Source organism: Pseudomonas rhizosphaerae (genome assembly GCF_000761155.1).
Lineage (GTDB): Bacteria > Pseudomonadota > Gammaproteobacteria > Pseudomonadales > Pseudomonadaceae > Aquipseudomonas > Aquipseudomonas rhizosphaerae.
On record NZ_CP009533.1, the window covers coordinates 1,292,208 to 1,310,797 of the forward strand.

At 62.6% G+C, this 18,590-nt stretch carries 19 protein-coding genes; 12 read left to right on the plus strand and 7 right to left on the minus strand.

Annotated features, from left to right (window positions below):
* Positions 1 to 46: 46 nt before the first annotated feature.
* Positions 47 to 517, minus strand: coding sequence for a MarR family winged helix-turn-helix transcriptional regulator (locus LT40_RS05885; RefSeq protein ID WP_043187582.1), 471 nt, complete (start codon positions 515 to 517; stop codon positions 47 to 49).
* 213 nt (positions 518 to 730) lie between these two features.
* Here LT40_RS05885 and LT40_RS05890 point away from each other — a divergent pair, with 213 nt between their 5' ends.
* Positions 731 to 1,480, plus strand: coding sequence for a sulfite exporter TauE/SafE family protein (locus LT40_RS05890; RefSeq protein ID WP_043187586.1), 750 nt, complete (start codon positions 731 to 733; stop codon positions 1,478 to 1,480).
* Between the two features lie 158 nt (positions 1,481 to 1,638).
* A complete protein-coding gene (locus LT40_RS05895) occupies positions 1,639 to 2,340 on the plus strand; it encodes a spermidine synthase (RefSeq protein ID WP_052393504.1) in 702 nt (233 codons plus the stop codon).
* Between the two features lie 74 nt (positions 2,341 to 2,414).
* Here LT40_RS05895 and LT40_RS05900 read toward each other — a convergent pair whose 3' ends face one another.
* The gene (locus tag LT40_RS05900) at positions 2,415 to 3,206 is read right to left on the minus strand and encodes a crotonase/enoyl-CoA hydratase family protein (protein WP_043187589.1); all 792 of its coding nucleotides are present in this window, start codon (positions 3,204 to 3,206) and stop codon (positions 2,415 to 2,417) included.
* 387 nt (positions 3,207 to 3,593) lie between these two features.
* Here LT40_RS05900 and LT40_RS05905 point away from each other — a divergent pair, with 387 nt between their 5' ends.
* On the plus strand, positions 3,594 to 5,264 hold the full coding sequence (locus LT40_RS05905) for a DEAD/DEAH box helicase (protein ID WP_043187593.1): 1,671 nt from the start codon (positions 3,594 to 3,596) through the stop codon (positions 5,262 to 5,264).
* Between the two features lie 152 nt (positions 5,265 to 5,416).
* Here LT40_RS05905 and LT40_RS05910 read toward each other — a convergent pair whose 3' ends face one another.
* Positions 5,417 to 5,713 carry a hypothetical protein gene (locus LT40_RS05910; protein ID WP_043187596.1) on the minus strand — a complete coding sequence of 99 codons (297 nt, stop codon included), beginning with the start codon at positions 5,711 to 5,713 and terminating at the stop codon, positions 5,417 to 5,419.
* 290 nt (positions 5,714 to 6,003) lie between these two features.
* Between LT40_RS05910 and htpG the strand changes: the two genes are divergently transcribed.
* Positions 6,004 to 7,908 (plus strand): molecular chaperone HtpG, encoded by a 1,905-nt coding sequence (gene htpG, locus LT40_RS05915; RefSeq protein ID WP_043193340.1) that lies wholly within the window; start codon positions 6,004 to 6,006, stop codon positions 7,906 to 7,908.
* A 68-nt stretch (positions 7,909 to 7,976) separates the two neighbouring features.
* A complete protein-coding gene (locus LT40_RS05920) occupies positions 7,977 to 8,705 on the plus strand; it encodes a dienelactone hydrolase family protein (RefSeq protein ID WP_043187598.1) in 729 nt (242 codons plus the stop codon).
* 90 nt (positions 8,706 to 8,795) lie between these two features.
* On the opposite strand, the gene LT40_RS05925 is transcribed toward LT40_RS05920, so the two are convergent.
* The 4 genes from LT40_RS05925 to LT40_RS05940 form a co-directional block, all read right to left on the minus strand.
* The gene (locus LT40_RS05925; protein ID WP_043187601.1) at positions 8,796 to 9,203 is read right to left on the minus strand and encodes an OsmC family protein; all 408 of its coding nucleotides are present in this window, start codon (positions 9,201 to 9,203) and stop codon (positions 8,796 to 8,798) included.
* 140 nt (positions 9,204 to 9,343) lie between these two features.
* Positions 9,344 to 10,564 carry a beta-ketoacyl-ACP synthase I gene (fabB, locus tag LT40_RS05930; RefSeq protein WP_043187605.1) on the minus strand — a complete coding sequence of 407 codons (1,221 nt, stop codon included), beginning with the start codon at positions 10,562 to 10,564 and terminating at the stop codon, positions 9,344 to 9,346.
* An 11-nt stretch (positions 10,565 to 10,575) separates the two neighbouring features.
* On the minus strand, positions 10,576 to 11,091 hold the full coding sequence (fabA, locus tag LT40_RS05935; protein WP_043187606.1) for a 3-hydroxyacyl-[acyl-carrier-protein] dehydratase FabA: 516 nt from the start codon (positions 11,089 to 11,091) through the stop codon (positions 10,576 to 10,578).
* A 270-nt stretch (positions 11,092 to 11,361) separates the two neighbouring features.
* Complete coding sequence (locus LT40_RS05940) at positions 11,362 to 13,266, minus strand: ATP-binding protein (RefSeq protein WP_043187608.1); 1,905 nt, start codon at positions 13,264 to 13,266, stop codon at positions 11,362 to 11,364.
* Positions 13,267 to 13,457: 191 nt separating this feature from the next.
* Here LT40_RS05940 and LT40_RS05945 point away from each other — a divergent pair, with 191 nt between their 5' ends.
* The 7 genes from LT40_RS05945 (at position 13,458) to LT40_RS05975 (ending at position 18,589) form a co-directional block, all read left to right on the plus strand.
* The gene (locus LT40_RS05945) at positions 13,458 to 14,483 is read left to right on the plus strand and encodes an NAD(P)H-dependent glycerol-3-phosphate dehydrogenase (protein WP_043187610.1); all 1,026 of its coding nucleotides are present in this window, start codon (positions 13,458 to 13,460) and stop codon (positions 14,481 to 14,483) included.
* A 10-nt stretch (positions 14,484 to 14,493) separates the two neighbouring features.
* Complete coding sequence (locus tag LT40_RS05950; protein ID WP_043187612.1) at positions 14,494 to 14,838, plus strand: DUF4389 domain-containing protein; 345 nt, start codon at positions 14,494 to 14,496, stop codon at positions 14,836 to 14,838.
* A complete protein-coding gene (gene sixA, locus LT40_RS05955; RefSeq protein ID WP_043187615.1) occupies positions 14,835 to 15,290 on the plus strand; it encodes a phosphohistidine phosphatase SixA in 456 nt (151 codons plus the stop codon). Before LT40_RS05950 ends, sixA begins: the two co-directional genes overlap by 4 nt.
* An 18-nt stretch (positions 15,291 to 15,308) precedes the next feature.
* Complete coding sequence (locus LT40_RS05960) at positions 15,309 to 15,752, plus strand: hotdog fold thioesterase (RefSeq protein ID WP_043187616.1); 444 nt, start codon at positions 15,309 to 15,311, stop codon at positions 15,750 to 15,752.
* A gap of 3 nt (positions 15,753 to 15,755) precedes the next feature.
* A complete protein-coding gene (locus LT40_RS05965) occupies positions 15,756 to 16,610 on the plus strand; it encodes an alpha/beta hydrolase (protein WP_043187619.1) in 855 nt (284 codons plus the stop codon).
* A gap of 112 nt (positions 16,611 to 16,722) precedes the next feature.
* On the plus strand, positions 16,723 to 17,520 hold the full coding sequence (locus tag LT40_RS05970; protein WP_043187620.1) for a DUF4892 domain-containing protein: 798 nt from the start codon (positions 16,723 to 16,725) through the stop codon (positions 17,518 to 17,520).
* A 25-nt stretch (positions 17,521 to 17,545) separates the two neighbouring features.
* Entirely contained in the window at positions 17,546 to 18,589 is a 1,044-nt protein-coding gene (locus LT40_RS05975; RefSeq protein ID WP_043187624.1) for an AI-2E family transporter, read from the plus strand.
* The last annotated feature ends 1 nt before the right edge of the window (position 18,590 follow it).

The following is an 18,590-nucleotide window of genomic DNA, read 5'->3' on the forward strand; positions in this document are numbered from 1 at the left end:
TAATGCGCGATGATAGCACCTGCGCGCCACGTCATTGGATGGGGCTTCAGAGCCCTTGCTGCAGGTTCTTGCGCAGGCTCAACAAGCTGACCTGCAGGGCACGCAGCTCTTCGACGCTATGGCCGGTTGCCTTGACGATGTTAAGCGGCACCGACCCGGCCTTGTCGCGCAGGGCGCGGCCCTGCGGCGTCAGCTCGACGATCACCACGCGCTCGTCTTCCTTGCTGCGGGTACGGCTGAGCAGACCTTCGACTTCCAGGCGCTTGAGCAGAGGGGTCAGCGAGCCCGGATCGGTCAGCAGTCGGGTGCTGATTTCGCCCACGGTCATGCCGTTCTTTTCCCACAACACCATCATGGTCAGGTATTGCGGGTAGGTCAGCCCCAGGGCGTGCAACAAGGGCTTGTACACCTTGGTCATCAACAGCGATGTGGAGTACAACGAGAAGCACAGCTGATTATCCAGCAGCAGGCTGTCGTCCGCGCTGACTGCCCTGTCGTGAGTGGATTCCGTGTTCATGCTGATCCTTTTTCCAATGGTGCGAGAGCATTACGCGATCCGCCGTACGCTGGCTTGGCCATTCGCTCGGTGCGTCATGAAGCCGTTGTAGATTTCGAGCTACAAACACCTCGCATAGTTCGTTCCAGGTTGTGCAGCACTTCTACATCCATCGGCAGTGGTCACACTGGTAGGATGCAGGGCGCAATGGTGCAGTGTGAAGGGAGAAGCGGTATGTTGGAAACAGTGCTGTACATTGCATTGGGCGCGGCGATGGGTACGCTGGGTGGCGTGTTCGGCATCGGCGGGGGCCTGATCGCGATCCCGGCACTGGGTCTGCTGTTCGGCGTCGACCAGCAGCTGGCTCAGGGCACATCGTTGGTCATGGTGGTGCCCAATGTGCTGCTGGCCATGTGGCGCTATCACCAACGTCGTCCCATTCCCTGGCGGCACGCCTTGCCCCTGGCCGGCGGCGGCCTGGTCTGCGCCTGGCTTGCCTCCATGCTCGCGTCCGGGCTGGATCCGGCATCGATGCGAGTGGGCTTCGTGGTCTTCTTGTTGGCACTGGTGGTCTACAACGTTGCGCAGATGTTCCTGCGGCCGGTAAGCGGTACAGGCGAGATGCGCTATGCCTGGCCATGGCTGGGCGTGCTGGGTGGCTTTTCCGGAGTGATCGGCGGCTTTTTCGGCGTCGGTGGCGCGGTGCTGGCCACGCCCGTGCTGACCAGCGTCTTCGGCACCACGCAGATCATGGCCCAGGGCTTGTCACTGGCGCTGGCCGCGCCCAGTACCAGCGTGACCCTCTTGACCTATGCCGTGCACGATCACGTCGACTGGGCCATGGGCATACCGATGGCCATCGGCGGCCTGCTGAGCATCAGCTGGGGCGTGAAGATCGCCTATAGCCTGTCGGAAAAAGCCCTGCGTGGCAGCTTCTGCGTGTTCCTTCTGCTCTGTGCGATCCTGCTGCTGTTCAAGGTCTGACCGCGAATCGATTTCACGGGGTGCCCGGCGCGGGAGGTTTAATGCCACAATCGCCGCTTCAATTCGCCGTGACGAGCCTTCAGGTGGAAGACCAAGACGCCCTGCAACCCCACGAACGCACCGAGCACGTACTGGCCGAGGTGCACGACGCCTGGGGCATGATCCGTGTACTGGAAGTCGCGGACTACCGTTTCCTGGAGTTCGGCGACGCCATCGAACAGAGCTGCACCTTCACCGCCGACCCCAGCTGGCTGGAATACGACTACACCCGGGCCATGCTGGTAGGCGCGCTGTGCCATGGCCAGCCTGAAAGTGCATTGTTCCTGGGGCTCGGCGCCGGCACCCTGACTCAGGCGTGTTTGAAGTTCCTGCCTCTGGAAGACGTCGAATGCATCGAACTGCGCCCTGACGTACCTCGTCTGGCGACTCAATACATGGGCCTGGAAGACGATCCGCGTTTGTACATCCGGGTGGGCGACGCCCTGGAACTGCTGCCCAGTGCCGAAAGCGCCGACCTGATTTTCGTCGACCTCTATACCGATCACGGCCCGGCGCCTGCGCACCTGGCCTGGCGCTTCCTGGAACAATGCCAGCAGCGCCTGAATCCTCAGGGTTGGCTGATCATCAACCAGTGGGCCGGCAACGACGGCAAGCCGCTCGGGGCCGCATTGCTGCGCGGGCTCTATCACCGCCATTACTGGGAGCTGCCGGTCAAGGAGGGCAACGTGATCGTCATGGTGCCGGCCGATATCGAACAAGCGCTGGACATGCCCGGCCTGCGGCAGCGCGCCGAAACCCTTGCGCCGCAGTTGGGTTACTCCCTGCAGGGCCTCATAGACGCGATACGCCCGGCGACCTGAGACGTGGCGCGCGGTCGCCTTGCCGGCTCCTGCCCACGCTGAGTTGCGCGGTGTGGTGCGCGCCGATTTCCCGATTATTTCCCGGCAAACAGGGCAGGGCGCTGCTGCTGCATGGCCGCCAGCCCCTCCTGCGCGTCCTCGCTGGCGAACAGGCGGCCGGTGGTGGCTGACAGTTGGCGGCTGGCGGCGACTTCGCCTTCGCTGATGGCCAGGCGGGCCGATGCCAAGGTCGCCTGCACGCCCAGCGGTGCCTGCCGGGCAATCCGCTGAGCCAGCGCGAGGGCGTTGGGCAGCAAGTCTTCGCTGGCCATGACTTCCTGGACCAGGCCCAGGCGCAAGGCCTCATGGGCATCGAATTCATCGCCGGTGAGCAGCCAGCGCATGGCATTGCCCCACCCGGCGATCTGTTGCAGGCGCAGGGTGGCGCCGCCGAAAGGAAAGAGTCCGCGCTGCACTTCCATCTGGGCAAACCGGGTATTGCTGGCGCACAGATTGATGTCGGCCGCGAGCATCAGTTCGATGCCCACGGTCAGGCAGTAACCTTGGGCTGCGACGATCACCGGCTTGCTGACCACAGGCCCGGCCGACACCCGCCAGGGATCGCAGCCGCCGGGGGGTACCTGCCAGCCCTGGGTCAGGCGCGTGCTGACCGCCGCCAGGTCGAGCCCGGCGGTGAAGTGCTCGCCATGGCAGAACACCAGCGCCACCCGCGCCGCCGGCTCGCGTTCGAACGCGCCATAGGCCAGGCTCAGTTCATCGAGCATGGGCAGGTCGAAGGCGTTGCGTTTGGCAGGACGGTCGAGGCCGATGAGCATGACGTGCTCGCGCAACTCGCAGCTGACCTTGCCGGGGCAGGGGGTAGGCATGACGGCATCCTCGGAACGTTTTGAGTGAAAGGTTTCAGCCGCCGCACCTGCGCAGGCGCCCCTGCTAAAATAGACCGTGTCGCCGATTCGCGCAAAGCCCGCGTGGCTCTGCCGTTCACGCAGCATGAAGGTTCAAAAAAGTCTCACGTCGCGGTCATTTTCAGGTATAGTGCGCGCCGGTCTTTAACCAGGCCGCGTTTAGGTAGCGCAATCCCCCGAAGACAGCTTCGGCTGCACGTCCGTTCCGCGGACTCTCCCTAACGATTCTTTCATTCAATCGTTTTCGCAAATCCCCGCCGACAAAGCTGCCAGGGTGACTCTCGAGTCTTACAAGGCATGCGCAGCTTTGGAGCATGGGTCTTTGCGGATGCACTTAGAGGCAGACCCATGACCCAGGAAACCGGCGGCTTCGCCGCTCTCGAACTTCATCCGAACATTGTTGCTGCTGTAGTCGCTACCGGCTACGAAGAGCCTTCGGCTATCCAGTACCAATCGATCCCGATCATCCTTGCCGGTCATGACATGATCGGCCAGGCGCAGACAGGCACCGGCAAGACCGCGGCCTTCGCTCTGCCGATCCTGCATCGTATCGACCCGAGCAAGCGCGAGCCGCAAGCCCTGATCCTGGCGCCAACCCGTGAGTTGGCGCTACAAGTAGCCACTGCATTCGAAACCTACGCCAAGCAGATGCCTGGCGTTACCGTAGTGGCCGTGTATGGCGGTGCCCCGATGGGCCCGCAATTGAAAGCCATCCGTAACGGCGCGCAAATCGTCGTCGCCACCCCCGGCCGTCTCTGCGACCACCTGCGTCGCGACGAGAAAGTCCTCGCCACCGTGAACCACCTGGTGCTCGACGAAGCCGACGAAATGCTCAAGCTGGGCTTCATGGATGACCTGGAAGTCATCTTCAAGGCCATGCCCGAGACTCGTCAGACCGTACTGTTCTCGGCAACCTTGCCGCAGTCGATCCGCGCCATCGCCGAGCGTCATCTCAAAGACCCCAAGCACGTCAAGATCCAGACCAAGACTCAGACCGTCACCGCGATCGAGCAGGCTCACCTGCTGGTTCACGCCGACCAGAAGACCTCGGCTGTCCTGCGCCTGCTGGAAGTCGAAGAGTTCGATGCGCTGATCGCCTTCGTGCGCACCAAGCAAGCCACCCTCGACCTGGCCAGCGCCCTTGAAGCCAAAGGCTACAAGGCTGCGGCACTCAACGGTGACATTGCCCAGAACCAGCGCGAGCGCGTCATCGACTCGCTCAAGGATGGTCGCCTGGACATCGTCGTCGCCACCGACGTCGCTGCCCGTGGCCTGGACGTACCGCGCATCACCCACGTGTTCAACGTCGACATGCCGTACGACCCCGAGTCCTACGTGCACCGCATCGGTCGTACTGGCCGTGCCGGTCGTGAAGGCCGTGCTCTGTTGCTGGTGACTCCACGTGAGCGTCGCATGCTGCAGGTCATCGAGCGTGTGACCGGCCAGAAGGTCGCCGAAGTTCGCCTGCCAGATGGCCAGGCTGTACTGGATGCGCGCATTCGCAAGCTGACCAACAGCCTGGCGCCGTTGGTAGGTGATGCCGAAAGCACCCACGGCGATTTGCTGGATCGCTTGACGGCCGACATCGGTTGCAGCCCGCGCGCCTTGGCCGCAGCCCTGCTGCGCAAGGCCACCAATGGCCAGGCGCTGACCCTGGATGCCGTCAACAAGGAGCAGCCGCTGGTTCCGACCAGTGCTCCGCGCGAACGCACCAGCAGTGGTGATCGTCCAGAACGCAGCGGCGACCGTGAGCGCCGTGCGCCCATGCCGCTGGGTGAAGGCCGCGCTCGCTGCCGTACCGCGCTGGGTGCGCGTGACGGCATCGCTGCCAAAAACCTGCTCGGCGCTATCCTCAACGAAGGCGGCTTGGCCCGCGAAGCCATCGGCCGCATCCAGGTGCGCGACAGCTTCAGCCTAGTCGAGCTGCCGGAAGAGGGTCTGGAAAGTCTGCTGAGCAAGCTCAAGGACACCCGCGTCGCTGGCAAGCAACTGAAGCTGCGTCGCTATCGCGAAGACTGATTGCACATAGTCTGAAGGCATAGTCTGAAGGCATAAAAAAATCCCCGACTGGTTCGGGGATTTTTTTTGTCTCGATCGCGGCTCGGTCATCGCAAGGTCAAGCTCGCCCCTGAGGGGCGGGCTCTGCCCGCGAAGCAGGCGCCGCCGATTTATTAGTTCTTCGCTGGCGGCACTTGGGTAGCAGGGGTGGTACCTGGTGCTACTGGCATGCTCGAATCAGACTTGGAAGCTTCTTGAGCTGCAGCCTTGTTCGACTCCATGGCCGCTTCGTTGGCCTTGGCGTTTTCCTTGGCGGCATCGTTCATCTTGTCTTGAGCCGAATCCATTTTCTCTTGCGCTTCCTGACGGTGCTCAGCAGCGTCCTGGGCCTTGTCTTCGGATTTCTTGTCGCAAGCGGCCAGACCAAGGGTGGCAGCCAGCATCAGGGAGTAAGCGAGTGTCTTGCGCATGGTGTTTCTCCTTATTGGGTATCTACGAGGCTAAGAGGCCAGCCGCCGGATATAAGTTCCATCACTGCGGTTATATAAGTATCGGATCGCAATGAGTTTTTTCCGCAGCCTTGCTGTAACGGTCAAGCAGCCGACCGGTTTTCAGGTCGGCAAGCGGTGAAAGGGTTCATTCACGTGCGCGTGTCCATCGGCGCACCGGGCAACCCTTGAAATACCGATTGGCGGCCCCATCTCCTTGTCATCCCGCCGCTCACCGGCGGCACCTGCCATCTGATTGGAGTTTGATGACCATGAGTGTGGAAACTCAAAAGGAAACCCTGGGCTTCCAGACCGAGGTGAAGCAACTGCTGCACCTCATGATCCATTCGCTGTATTCCAACAAGGAAATCTTCCTTCGCGAATTGATCTCGAACGCCTCCGACGCCGTCGACAAACTGCGTTTCGAAGCGCTGGCCAAGCCTGAGCTGCTCGAAGGCGGCGGCGAGCTTGGCATCCGTATCAGCTTCGACAAGGACGCCAAGACCGTCACCCTAGAAGACAACGGTATCGGCATGAACCGCGACGATGTCGTGACCCATCTGGGCACCATCGCCAAGTCCGGCACTGCCGACTTCATGAAGAACCTCACCGGTGACCAGAAGAAGGACTCGCACCTGATCGGTCAGTTCGGCGTGGGCTTCTATTCGGCGTTCATCGTCGCCGACCAGGTCGACGTCTACAGCCGTCGTGCCGGCACCGCTGCCAGCGAGGGCGTGCACTGGTCGTCCAAGGGCGAGGGCGAGTTCGAAGTCGCCAACGTCGAGAAAGCCGAGCGCGGTACCCGTATCGTGCTCCACCTCAAGAGCGCTGAAGATGAGTTCGCCGACGGTTACCGCCTGCGCAACATCATCAAGAAGTACTCCGACCACATCGCCCTGCCGATCGAGCTGCCCAAGGAAAGCACGCCGGCCGAAGGCGAAGAGGCACCTGCGCAGGAATGGGAGACCGTTAACCGCGCCAGCGCCCTGTGGACCCGTCCGCGTACCGACATCAAGGACGAGGAATACCAGGAGTTCTACAAGCATGTCGGTCACGACTACGAGAACCCGCTGAGCTGGAGCCACAACAAGGTCGAAGGCAAGCTGGAATACACCTCGCTGCTGTATGTACCTGCACGTGCCCCGTTCGATCTGTACCAGCGCGAAGCACCGCGTGGGCTCAAGCTCTACGTGCAGCGCGTATTCGTGATGGATCAGGCCGAATCCTTCCTGCCGTTGTACCTGCGCTTCATCAAGGGCGTGGTCGACTCCAACGACCTGTCTCTGAACGTGTCGCGTGAGATCCTGCAGAAGGACCCGATCATCGACTCGATGAAAACGGCCCTGACCAAGCGTGTTCTCGACATGCTGGAGAAACTGGCCAAGAACGAGCCTGAGCAGTACAAGGGTTTCTGGAAGAATTTCGGCCAGGTCCTCAAGGAAGGTCCGGCCGAAGATTTCGCCAACAAGGAAAAGATCGCCGGCTTGCTGCGCTTCGCTTCCACCAGCGACGACAGCGGCGAACAGAGTGTTGGCCTGGCCGACTACTTGGCACGCGTCAAGGAAGGCCAGGACAAGGTCTACTACCTGTCCGGCGAGTCTTACGCGCAGGTCAAGAACAGCCCGCACCTGGAAGTCTTCCGCAAGAAAGGCATCGAAGTGCTGCTGCTGACCGATCGCATCGACGAGTGGCTGATGAGCTACCTGACCGAATTCGACGGCAAGGGCTTCGTCGACGTCGCCCGCGGCGACCTCGACCTGGGCAAACTGGATTCCGAGGAAGACAAGAAAGCCCAGGAAGAAATCGCCAAGGACAAGGAAGGCCTGGTCGAGCGCTTGAAGGCGGCGCTGGGTGATTCGGTCAGCGAAGTGCGGGTTTCCCACCGCCTGACCGATTCGCCGGCGATCCTGGCCATCGGCGAGCAGGACCTCGGCTTGCAGATGCGCCAGATCCTGGAGGCCAGCGGCCAGAAGGTTCCGGATTCCAAGCCGATCTTCGAGTTCAACCCCAACCACCCGCTGATCGCCAAGCTGGACGTGGAGCAGAGCGAAGATCGTTTCGCCGACTTCTCCCATATCCTGTTCGATCAGGCGGCCCTGGCTGCAGGCGACAGCTTGAAAGACCCGGCAGGCTACGTTCGACGCCTGAACAAGTTGCTGGTCGAGTTGTCCGTTTAAACAGTCCAGGTAAAAGCCCGCTTCGGCGGGCTTTTTCGTTTTCAGCCATGACCTTTTGGGAAACAAGCATGAGCACATTGACCGTTCAATCCGTGGTCTACCAGATCGACGGGCAGGCGTACGAAAGCCGCCTGGTGTACGACGCCGATATCGTTTCCCCACGTCCGGGGTTGGTAATGGCGCCCAATTGGATGGGCGTCAGCGAAGGTGCCGAGCGTATCGCCCAGTCGGTGGCCTCGAAGGGCTACGTGGTGCTGCTGGTCGACCTCTACGGTCAAGGCGTACGGCCAGGCAACAACGACGAAGCGGCCGCAGCCATGACCCCGCTGAAGAATGACCGTGCCTTGCTGCGCAAGCGCATGCAAGTGGCCCTGCAGCAGTTGCACGAGCAGGCCCATGCCGCTGTCGATCCGGCACAGTCGGCGGCCTTCGGTTTCTGCTTTGGTGGCTGTTGCGCATTGGAGCTGGCCCGCACCGGTGCGGCGCTCAAGGCCGCCGTGTCGTTCCATGGCACCCTGGATACGCCGAATCCGGCCGATGCCCACGACATCAAGGGCTCGGTCCTGGTCCTGCACGGCGATGCCGATCCGCTGGTGCCAGCCGAGCAGTTGCCCGCGTTCCGTTCCGAGATGAACTCGGCGGGTGTGGATTGGCAATTGACCAGCTACGGTGGCGCCTACCATTCGTTCACCGATACCGAGGCCAATAACCCCGGTGTGCAGATGTACGATGCCAAGGTTTCGGCGCGCGCGTTCCAGGCCATGCACAATCTGCTCGAAGAAGTGTTCCAGGCCTGAGTCAGCATGTGCCTGTGAATGCCTGTTCGCGGCCACTGGCCGCTCCTAGGAATTGCGTAGGAGCGGTCATTGGCCGCGAACACCTGCCAGTCAAGCCTCCGCCAGGTACGTCTCTATATCGATCACGGCGCTGGTCATCAGCTTGTGTATCGGGCAGTGGTCGGCGACTCGGTCCAGGTCATGACGCTGTGCTTCCGTCAGGTTGCCCAGCAGTGTCAGCTTGACCCGCAAGCCGTACTTGCCGGTGGGTTCCTGGCTATTGTCCCGTTTGACCTCGATGTTCACCCCGGTCAGCGGGATGTTTTTCCGCTGAGCGTAGAGCTTGAGGGTCAAGGCTTTGCAGGCGCCCAGTGCGGCGTCGAAGTAGTCGTGAGGAGAGGGGGCGGAATCTGCGCCGCCCAAGGCTTCGAGCAGGTCGGTATGGAATGAGTGGCGGGCATCGATGTCGATGCGGTGGCGAAATCCGTCGCCGGGTTCGGTAGTCACGGTGATAGACATGGAGATCCCTTCGTTAGAGTGCACAAACCACACTGTATAGAGGCTTGTGCCGCCAAAGGGGTTCAACTGTCGTCAGCCGACCGACTACAGGCAAAAAAAACGGCGCCCGCAGGCGCCGTGTTTTTGTGAGGCTATGAACCTTACTGGCCAGTCCAGCGCTTGAGCACCAACGTAGCGTTGGTGCCGCCGAAGCCGAAGCTGTTGCTCATCACGGTGTTGATTTCGACGTTTTCCTGGGTGACGGTCTGCACGGGCAGATCAGCTACGGCAGGGTCCAGTTCGTCGATGTTCGCCGAACCGGCGATGAAATTGCCTTCCATCATCAGCATGCAGTAAATCGCTTCGTGAACGCCTGCGGCGCCCAGGGAGTGACCGGACAGGCTCTTGGTCGAACTGATGGCTGGGTACTTGCCAGCGAAGACCTCGCGCACACCTTTCATCTCGGCCACGTCGCCCACAGGCGTCGAAGTGCCGTGGGTGTTCAGGTAGTCGATCGGGGTGTCGACGGTGGACAGCGCCTGCTGCATGCAGCGGATGGCGCCTTCGCCGCTCGGCGCGACCATGTCGTAGCCATCGGACGTCGCGCCGTAGCCGACGATTTCGGCATAGATGTGCGCGCCGCGGGCCAAGGCGTGTTCCAGTTCCTCGACCACCACCATGCCGCCGCCGCCGGCGATGACGAAGCCATCGCGATCGCTGTCGTAGGCACGCGAGGCTTTCTCGGGGGTGTCGTTGCGCTTGCTGGACAATGCGCCCATGGCGTCGAACAGGAACGACTGGGTCCAGTGCTCCTCTTCACCACCACCGGCGAACACGACGTCCTGCTTGCCCATCTGGATCTGTTCCATGGCCGTGCCGATGCAATGAGCGCTGGTGGCGCAGGCCGAGGCGATGGAATAGTTCAGGCCCTTGATCTTGAAAGGGGTGGCCAGGCAAGCCGACACGGTGCTGCTCATGGTCCGGGTGACACGATACGGGCCGACGCGCTTCACGCCTTTCTCGCGCAGGATGTCCAGCGCTTCCATCTGGTTCAGGGTGGAGGCGCCGCCGGAGCCTGCGATCAGACCGGTGCGCGGGTTGGAAACCTGCTCGTCGGTCAGGCCGGAATCCTTGATGGCATCCTGCATGGCCAGGTAGGCGTACGCTGCGGCGTGGCCGACGAAGCGGTATACCTTGCGGTCGATCAGTTCTTCCAGGTTGAGGTCGATGGAACCGGAAACCTGGCTACGCAGACCCATTTCGGCATATTCCGGGTTGAAGCGGATGCCAGGGCGGCTTGCACGCAGGTTTGCGGAGACGGTGTCTTTGTCATTGCCCAGGCACGAAACGATGCCCAGACCAGTGATAACAACGCGGCGCATGCGGATAACCCTTAGAAATTTTCGGTGGATGTAAAGACGCCAACCCGAAGGCCGTCGGCGGTGTAGATCTCGCGGCCGTCGACACTGACCGAACCATCGGCGATGGCCATGTTCAGCTTGCCCTTGAGCACGCGCTTGATATGAATGTTGTACGTGACCTTCTTGGCGGTCGGCAGCACTTGGCCGAAGAACTTCACTTCGCCCGAACCCAGCGCACGACCACGGCCCGGCAGGTCCTGCCAGCCCAGGAAGAAACCGACCAGCTGCCACATGGCATCCAGGCCCAGGCAGCCCGGCATCACCGGATCGCCCTCGAAGTGGCAGGCGAAGAACCACAGGTCCGGGGTGATATCCAGCTCGGCGACCAATTCACCCTTGCCATACTTGCCACCTTCGGCGCTGATATGGGTAATGCGGTCCACCATCAGCATGTTCGGGGCGGGCAATTGCGCGTTACCTGGGCCGAACAGCTCGCCACGACTGCAGCGCAGCAGATCTTCCCGGGTAAAGGCGTTTTGTTTGGTCATGCGAGCTCCTCAATAGTCCCTGGTGGCAGGGGGCAAATCTTCCCGACCGACCAGAAGGATCAACACCTGGGTCGGCAGCCTACACATAGACTATTGCGTTGTAGTGAAAGTCACAGCGCAAGCGATACGGAAGTACACTTGTTCACTGAAATTATAATGCCAGACAGCAGGCTTTGTCCGAATGGATGTACAAGACTGCCGCACTTTAGCATTTCTTGCCAGCAACGGGCGCTATCCAGGGGACATCTGGTAGCCAATTCCCCGCGTCTTTCAGTCCCTCCAGCGGTGCAATACCTGCTGCAGGTCGGCACGTTTGAATGGCTTGGCCAGGTAATCGTTCATTCCGGCGGCCAGGCAGGCATCGCGGTCGCCCAGCAGGGCGTTGGCGGTCAGGGCGATGATCGGCAGCTCGGTGCGGCCGGGAATCAGGCGAATCTGCCGGGAGGCTTCATAGCCGTCGAGCACGGGCAGGCGGCAGTCCATCAGGACGGCTGAATACAGGTGCTCGCGCACCTGGTCGACTGCCTCGGCGCCGTCGCTCACCACATCGACGTCGTAGCCCAGGCTGCGCAGCATCGCCTCGATCACGGTCTGGTTGACCGGGTTGTCTTCCACCAGCAAAACCCGGTGGCCGGCACCGTCTTCGTGTCCGCAGGTATTGGGCACCGGTGCCGGGCGTGTCAGGCTCTGCTGGCTCACGGCCAAGGGCATTTCCAGGGTGAACAGCGAGCCTTGACCCTCATGGCTCTGCGCTCGCAGGGTGCCACCCATGCGTTCGGCCAAGGTCCGTGCGATCGGCAGGCCCAGGCCGGTACCACCGTAGCGTCGCGATATCGAGCTGTCGGCCTGGGCGAAGGCGACGAACATGCTCTCCAGGCGATCCTCGCCGATACCGATTCCGCTGTCGCGCACGGTGCAGGTCAGCCAGATCAGTTGATGATCCAGCACCTGCCATTGCACGCCGACGTGTACGCCGCCTTCATCGGTGAACTTCAGCGCATTGCCGATCAGGTTCACCAGGATCTGCCGGATGCGCGTCGGATCGCCTTCAACCTGCAACCCTTGAATATCGTCGGGCAGCGCCAGGTCGAGGGCCAGCTTTCGCTGTCGTGCGCTGTGCTGGAACGCCTGCACGCAACTGGTGATCAGCTCGTGCAGGCCAAAACCGATATGCTCCAGTTCCATCGCCGCGCGTTCGATGCGGGAAAAATCCAGGATGTCGTTGATGACCTTCAGCAGGTGTTCGGTGGACTCGGTGGCCACTTGGGCATAGTCGCGCTGTTCATCGCTCAGCGCGGTGGTTTCCAACAGCTGCAACATGCCCAGCACGCCATTCATCGGCGTGCGCAGTTCGTGACTCATCATTGCCAGGAAGTCCGACTTGGCGCTGTTGGCCCGTTCGGCCTCCTCCCGGGTACGGATCAGCTGCTGCATCGCCTGGTGTTGTTCGTGGCTGGCCTTGGCCAGGGCATTGGCCAGGTTGTTGATGTGCCCGGCCAGATGGCCCAGTTCGCTGTCGTCGACGATGGGCAGCGGCGTGTCGAACTCGCCCTGGCCAATGGCCTTGACCACCCGGCTCATGTCGCTGATCGGCTGCGCCAGGCTGCGTGCCAGGCGGCGGGCCAGCAAGTACGTGAACAGCAGGGCGAACAGCGCCAGTACGCCGGCCTTGAACACGATCTCCTGCTGGCGCTGGCTGAAGGCATCGTCGGACATGCCCACGAGCACCCGCCCCAGGTAGTCGCCACTGCTGGCACTGCCCAAGTGCTGCTGTACCTGCGCTTGGTGGTCTTCGAGGAATGCACCACGAATCTGGATCGGCGCCTGGAACACCTCGACATGGGCCGAGCGATGGCCATCGCCCGCACGTTGTTCGACGTAGGCCACTCGCCGGTCGGTCTGGTCCTGGATTTCCAGGAAGCGCACATGGGGGATGGCAAGGGTCGCGTCGAGCAGGGCTTCGAGCACGGCGGCGTTGTCGGTGACCACGCCGTATTCGGAGGCAGGGGCGAGCTGGTTGGCGATCAACTGGCCGGTGTGGTTGAGCTCCTGGCGCAGGTCCTGCAGGCGCACGAAGGTAAAGAAGCCGATCAGTAGCAGGGTCAGGAGCAGGGCTGGTCCGACGCTGATGATCTGGGTCCGCGTATGGATATCGCGGTTCAGGCGCAACTTCATGTCAGGGCGCGAGGCAATGGGAAGATAGCGGTCACGACGGCGCCTGAATCGAAATGAACAGTCAGGCATGTTAACCGGTCAGAGCGACAATTCCAGTCGTAATGTTACCGAGGCACGGCCGGGACTGGTCGTGTCGAGGCGGCTCCGTATAATGCCCCTCATTGCCTTCAACTCGACCAAATGGATGGGATATGACTCAAGAGCAGCCGATAGCCGTGCTGGGTGGAGGTAGTTTCGGCACCGCCGTGGCCAACCTGCTGGCCGAGAACGGCCATTCGGTCCGGCAATGGATGCGCGACCCGCAGCAGGCCGAAGCCATTCGCCTGAACCGGGAAAACCCGCGCTACCTCAAGGGCATCAAGATTCTGCCGGGCGTAACGGCAGTCACCGACCTGCCGGCGACCATCGCCGGCAGCTCGCTGATCTTCGTTGCGCTGCCCTCCAGTGCTCTGCGCAGCGTCCTGGCGCGGCACGCCGACCAGTTGACCGGCAAGATGCTGGTCAGCCTGACCAAAGGCATCGAGGCCCAGAGCTTCAAACTGATGAGCGAAATCCTCGAAGAGGTCGCGCCGGGGGCCCGCATCGGCGTGTTGTCCGGCCCCAACCTGGCCCGCGAGATCGCCGAGCATGCGCTCACCGCCACGGTGGTGGCGAGCGCCGACGAAGCGCTTTGCGAGCGGGTCCAGGCCGTTCTGCACGGGCGCACGTTTCGTGTCTATGCCAGCAGTGACCGCTTCGGTGTCGAACTGGGCGGCGCTTTGAAAAACGTCTACGCGATCATCGCCGGTATGGCCGTCGCCTTGGGCATGGGCGAGAACACCAAGAGCATGCTGATCACCCGTGCGCTGGCCGAGATGACACGCTTCGCCGTCAGCCAGGGCGCCAACCCCATGACGTTCCTTGGCCTGGCCGGCGTGGGCGACCTCATCGTGACCTGTTCCTCGCCCAAGAGCCGCAACTACCAGGTGGGCTTCGCCCTCGGCGAAGGCCTGAGCCTGGAAGACGCCGTGTCGCGCCTGGGCGAGGTGGCCGAAGGCGTCAATACGCTCAAGGTACTCAAGGCCAAGGCTCAGGAATTGCAGGTGTACATGCCGCTGGTGGCGGGGCTGCATGCAATTCTTTTCGAAGGGCGTACGCTGAACCAGGTCATCGAACTGCTGATGCGGGCCGAACCCAAGACCGATGTCGACTTCATTTCCACCAGTGGCTTCAATTGAGGAGCAATTCATGAACCGTTCTTTCAACGATCCAGGCCGCGAGGCGATCGTCCTGCGTGTGCTCTGGATGCTGGTATTCGTGCTGGTCTGGCAAGTTGCCCAGTTCCTGCTCGGCGCGCTGGTGCTGGTGCAGTTGATCTACCGCCTGGTCTATGGCGCACCGAATGCCGGCATCATGGCCTTCGGCGACAGTTTGAGCCGATACCTGGCCCAGATCGGTCGATTCGGGAGTTTTCATACCGAGCAGAAACCCTGGCCATTTTCCGATTGGCCACAACCGCGCCCGGCCGAGGGGGAAGCCGCTCATCAACCAGGGGTCAACCAGCCGTTGGCCGATAACGAGCCCAAGCCATGAAGCTCTGGGTCTTGCGCCATGGTGAGGCGGTCAGTCACGCCCGCAGCGACGCCGAGCGCGCGCTGACGTCCGTGGGCCAGCAGCAGGCATTGACCAGCGCCGCGCGCCTGCACGATCAACCACTGGATGCCATCCTTGCCAGCCCTTACGTCCGTGCCCAGCAGACTGCCGCCCTGGCCCATGGCGTGCTGCCCAGCGCTCCAGCGGTGCGGACCGTGCCCTGGCTGACGCCCGACAGCGACCCGCTCGCAGTCATCGGCCATCTGGAAAAGCTGGGTCTGGACAACGTGCTGTTGGTGAGCCACCAACCTCTGGTCGGCAATCTGCTGAGCCTGCTGGTGCACGGCAACCTGCGTCAGCCAGAGCCGATGCAGACGGCCAGCCTTGCCGAGTTGCAGGGCGAGTGGCCGCTGGCCGGTCTGATGTCCCTGCACGCGGTCCATCATCCTTAACCTGTCAGGAATACACCCATGAGCCTGTGGCGCACCGAACCGGATCTGGAACGTTTGAATGCAGCGCAGAAAAACACCATCGGCGAGTTGCTGGATATCCGCTTCGAACGTTTCGATGAACAGTCCTTGACTGCCAGCATGGCGGTCGATGCACGTACCCACCAGCCCTTCGGCCTGCTCCACGGCGGCGCCTCTGTGGTGCTGGCCGAAAGCCTGGGCTCCATGGCCAGTTATCTGTGCATCGATACCGAGCGTTTCTACTGTGTGGGGCTTGAGGTCAATGCCAACCACCTGCGCGGATTGCGCACTGGCAGGGTGACGGGGGTTGCCCACGCGGTGCACATCGGTCGTACCACACACGTATGGGACATCCGCCTGCACGGTGATAATGGCAAGCCCAGCTGCATTTCGCGCCTGACGGTAGCCGTCGTGCCGCTGGGGCAAAACCCACCGGCGCGCTGAGTCGTGACTGCGCCGGCGCGCGAAATCCGCCTGTCGTTGCCCCATATCGAGTTGGCCGCCCAGGTTTATGGACCCGAGGACGGCAGGCCGGTGCTGGCGCTGCACGGCTGGCTGGACAACGCCAACAGCTTTGCCCGCCTGGCGCCGAAGCTGGCCGGCCTGCGCATCGTTGCTCTCGACCTGGCAGGCCACGGTTGCTCGGGACATCGCCCGGTCGGCGCCGGTTATGCCCTGTGGGACTATGTGCACGACGTGCTGGAGGCTGCCGACCAGCTTGGATGGCAACGCTTTTCCCTGCTCGGGCACTCGCTGGGCGGGATCGTCGCGACGTTGCTGGCAAGCGCCTTGCCCGAGCGAATAGAGCGCTTGGCGCTCATCGACGGCGTGGTGCCGCCGCTGGGCGTTGCCGAAGAGGGCCCATTGCGTTTGGGCGAGGCGTTGCGTGCGCAACAGGGGTTACGGCACAAGCGCAAATCGGTGTATCCCGACATCGACCGGGCGGTGCTTGCGCGCATGCGCGGTCGTATCGCAGTCAGCCACGAGGCAGCCGCATTGCTAGCGGCCCGTGGGCTGGAAGCCTTGGCGGGTGGCTTCAGCTGGCGCAGCGACAGTCGTCTGACCCTGCCGTCCCCTTTGCGCCTGGGCGAAGAGCAGGCGCTGGCTTACGTGCAGGCGATCCGCTGCCCCAGCCTGTTGATCCTCGCCGAGCAAGGCTTGCTGGTGAAAAATACCGCACTGCTGGCCCAGTTGCGGCTGCCCATGCAGGCGTTGCCTGGAGGCCACCACCTGCACTTGGACGACGACGCTGGGGCCAAGCTTGTCGCAGACTGTTTCAATCGCTTTTTTGCGATACCTTGACTTGCAGCAGTCAACTGCCGAGGCTTGTCAGGTTGAAACAGGAGAAGACCCCGATGGAACTCGCTGCTACGCTCGCCTACGGCCCTTTGGTCATCCACGCCTTGCTGCCCTCATGAACGGCTCGAAGCTGCTGCTATCGGTACTTACGGGTCTGCTGGCCACTGCCGCCTTGGCTGCCGAGGTCCCCGCGCCGCCGGACGCCAAGGTAGTCGACCAGCGCCCGGCGGTCGACAAGGAGCGCATCTACCCACTGGGGTCGCTGCGCACCATCAGCGGCAAGCTGCGCATGGATGGCCAGGTCAGTGCCAAGGGTCAGGTCAGCGCCGTCACGTACGAGCTTCCCGAAACCCAGACCGCACGACAAGCCTTCAACGACGCCCGCGAGGCCTCGCAGCAGGGCGGTGCACACACGCTTTACTGGTGCCAGGCGCGTGACTGTGGCGAAAGCAGCCTGTGGGTCAACACGATATTCGACGGCGCACGGCTGTCGGGGGCCGACGATCAGCAGGCGTTCGTTCTGCTGCGCCAGGCGGCTCCGGACGACAACACCCTGACCGCGATCTATGCCATCACCCGCGGCAACCGTCGCGCCTACCTGTACGTCGAAACCTTAGTCGCCGATGCCCCCCTGGGTACCTTGCTGCCCACGCCGGCCACGGTGCTGCACGAACTGCGCAGCACCGGCGATCTCGACTATCCGGGCCTTGGCGAAACGCCCGACGACACCTGGGTGGCCTTGCTGGCCCGCAGCCTGCAACTGGACAGCTCGATTCGAGCGAGCATCTCCGGCGTTTCACCCGCTTCGGCCGCTGCCTGGCGCGATGCCCTGATAGCCAAGGGCGTGCGTGCGGCCCGTCTGGAAACCGGCACCCAGAGCGTCAAGGGGCTGCACCTGGAAATCATTCGTTGAGCCTGCTTCGGCTTTTGGAGCCTGGATGCTGAGTAACGACCGCCTGCTGGTACAGATCGTGTTGCTGGCCTTGCTCGGTGCCTGCCTTTGGGTATTGGCGCCATTCTGCTCGGCACTGTTGTGGGGTGCGATCCTGGCCTACGCCAGTTGGCCGCTGATGCGTCTGCTGACCCGCTGGCTCAACGGCCGCGAGTCGCTGGCAGCCGGCATCCTCACGGGCTGCTGGATGTTGCTGGTGGTCTTGCCACTGGTCTGGCTGGGTTTCAATCTGGCCGACCATGTGCGCGATGCAACGGCGTTCATCCGTGACGTCCAGGTCGATGGCCTGCCTGACGCGCCCGACTGGCTGGCAGGCATTCCCCTGGTCGGTGGCAGCCTGGTCGGCCTGTGGAACACCCTCGACGCACAGGGCGCGGCATTTCTGGCCAGCGTGCGGCCGTATCTGGGGCAGGTCGGCAACTTCCTGCTGGCGCGCAGCGCGCAGATCGGAGGCGGGATTCTCGAACTCACCTTGAGTCTGGTCTTCGTGTTCTTTTTCTATCGCGACGGGCCGCGGATGGCAGCCTTCGTGCTCAGGCTGCTGGAACGTCTGATCGGCGAGCGTGCCGGGTACTACATCGACCTGGTGGCCGCCACGGTGCAACGGGTGGTCAACGGGGTGATCGGCACCGCCGCCGCCCAGGCGATCCTGGCCTTGATCGGCTTTCTCATTGCGGGTGTGCCGGGGGCCCTGGTGCTGGGCATCGTCACCTTCCTGCTGAGCCTGATCCCCATGGGGCCGCCACTGGCGTGGATTCCGGCCACCGCTTGGCTGGTGTGGCAGGGCGACTATGGCTACGCGATCTTCCTCGGTATCTGGGGGACCTTCGTCATCAGTGGCGTGGACAACGTGCTCAAGCCCTACCTGATCAGTCGCGGCGGCAACTTGCCGCTGGTGATCGTGCTGCTGGGGGTGTTCGGCGGGCTGCTGGCTTTCGGCTTCATCGGCCTGTTCATCGGCCCGACTCTGCTGGCAGTTGCCTACAGCCTGTTGCACGACTGGACTCACACCCAACACAAACCGCTTTAAC

Excerpts from the sequence above, each read along its gene's own strand:
- LT40_RS05905 (WP_043187593.1), top strand. The coding sequence starts at position 3,594 with ATGACCCAGGAAACCGGCGGCTTCGCCGCTCTCGAACTTCATCCGAAC.
- LT40_RS05925 (WP_043187601.1), bottom strand. The coding sequence starts at position 9,203 with ATGTCTATCACCGTGACTACCGAACCCGGCGACGGATTTCGCCACCGC.
- LT40_RS05975 (WP_043187624.1), top strand. The coding sequence starts at position 17,546 with ATGCTGAGTAACGACCGCCTGCTGGTACAGATCGTGTTGCTGGCCTTG.
- LT40_RS05885 (WP_043187582.1), bottom strand. The coding sequence starts at position 517 with ATGAACACGGAATCCACTCACGACAGGGCAGTCAGCGCGGACGACAGC.
- LT40_RS05945 (WP_043187610.1), top strand. The coding sequence starts at position 13,458 with ATGACTCAAGAGCAGCCGATAGCCGTGCTGGGTGGAGGTAGTTTCGGC.
- htpG (WP_043193340.1), top strand. The coding sequence starts at position 6,004 with ATGAGTGTGGAAACTCAAAAGGAAACCCTGGGCTTCCAGACCGAGGTG.
- fabA (WP_043187606.1), bottom strand. The coding sequence starts at position 11,091 with ATGACCAAACAAAACGCCTTTACCCGGGAAGATCTGCTGCGCTGCAGT.
- sixA (WP_043187615.1), top strand. The coding sequence starts at position 14,835 with ATGAAGCTCTGGGTCTTGCGCCATGGTGAGGCGGTCAGTCACGCCCGC.
- LT40_RS05920 (WP_043187598.1), top strand. The coding sequence starts at position 7,977 with ATGAGCACATTGACCGTTCAATCCGTGGTCTACCAGATCGACGGGCAG.
- LT40_RS05895 (WP_052393504.1), top strand. The coding sequence starts at position 1,639 with ATGATCCGTGTACTGGAAGTCGCGGACTACCGTTTCCTGGAGTTCGGC.
- LT40_RS05950 (WP_043187612.1), top strand. The coding sequence starts at position 14,494 with ATGAACCGTTCTTTCAACGATCCAGGCCGCGAGGCGATCGTCCTGCGT.
- LT40_RS05900 (WP_043187589.1), bottom strand. The coding sequence starts at position 3,206 with ATGCCTACCCCCTGCCCCGGCAAGGTCAGCTGCGAGTTGCGCGAGCAC.
- LT40_RS05970 (WP_043187620.1), top strand. The coding sequence starts at position 16,723 with ATGAACGGCTCGAAGCTGCTGCTATCGGTACTTACGGGTCTGCTGGCC.
- LT40_RS05910 (WP_043187596.1), bottom strand. The coding sequence starts at position 5,713 with ATGCGCAAGACACTCGCTTACTCCCTGATGCTGGCTGCCACCCTTGGT.
- LT40_RS05890 (WP_043187586.1), top strand. The coding sequence starts at position 731 with ATGTTGGAAACAGTGCTGTACATTGCATTGGGCGCGGCGATGGGTACG.
- LT40_RS05940 (WP_043187608.1), bottom strand. The coding sequence starts at position 13,266 with ATGAAGTTGCGCCTGAACCGCGATATCCATACGCGGACCCAGATCATC.
- LT40_RS05960 (WP_043187616.1), top strand. The coding sequence starts at position 15,309 with ATGAGCCTGTGGCGCACCGAACCGGATCTGGAACGTTTGAATGCAGCG.
- fabB (WP_043187605.1), bottom strand. The coding sequence starts at position 10,564 with ATGCGCCGCGTTGTTATCACTGGTCTGGGCATCGTTTCGTGCCTGGGC.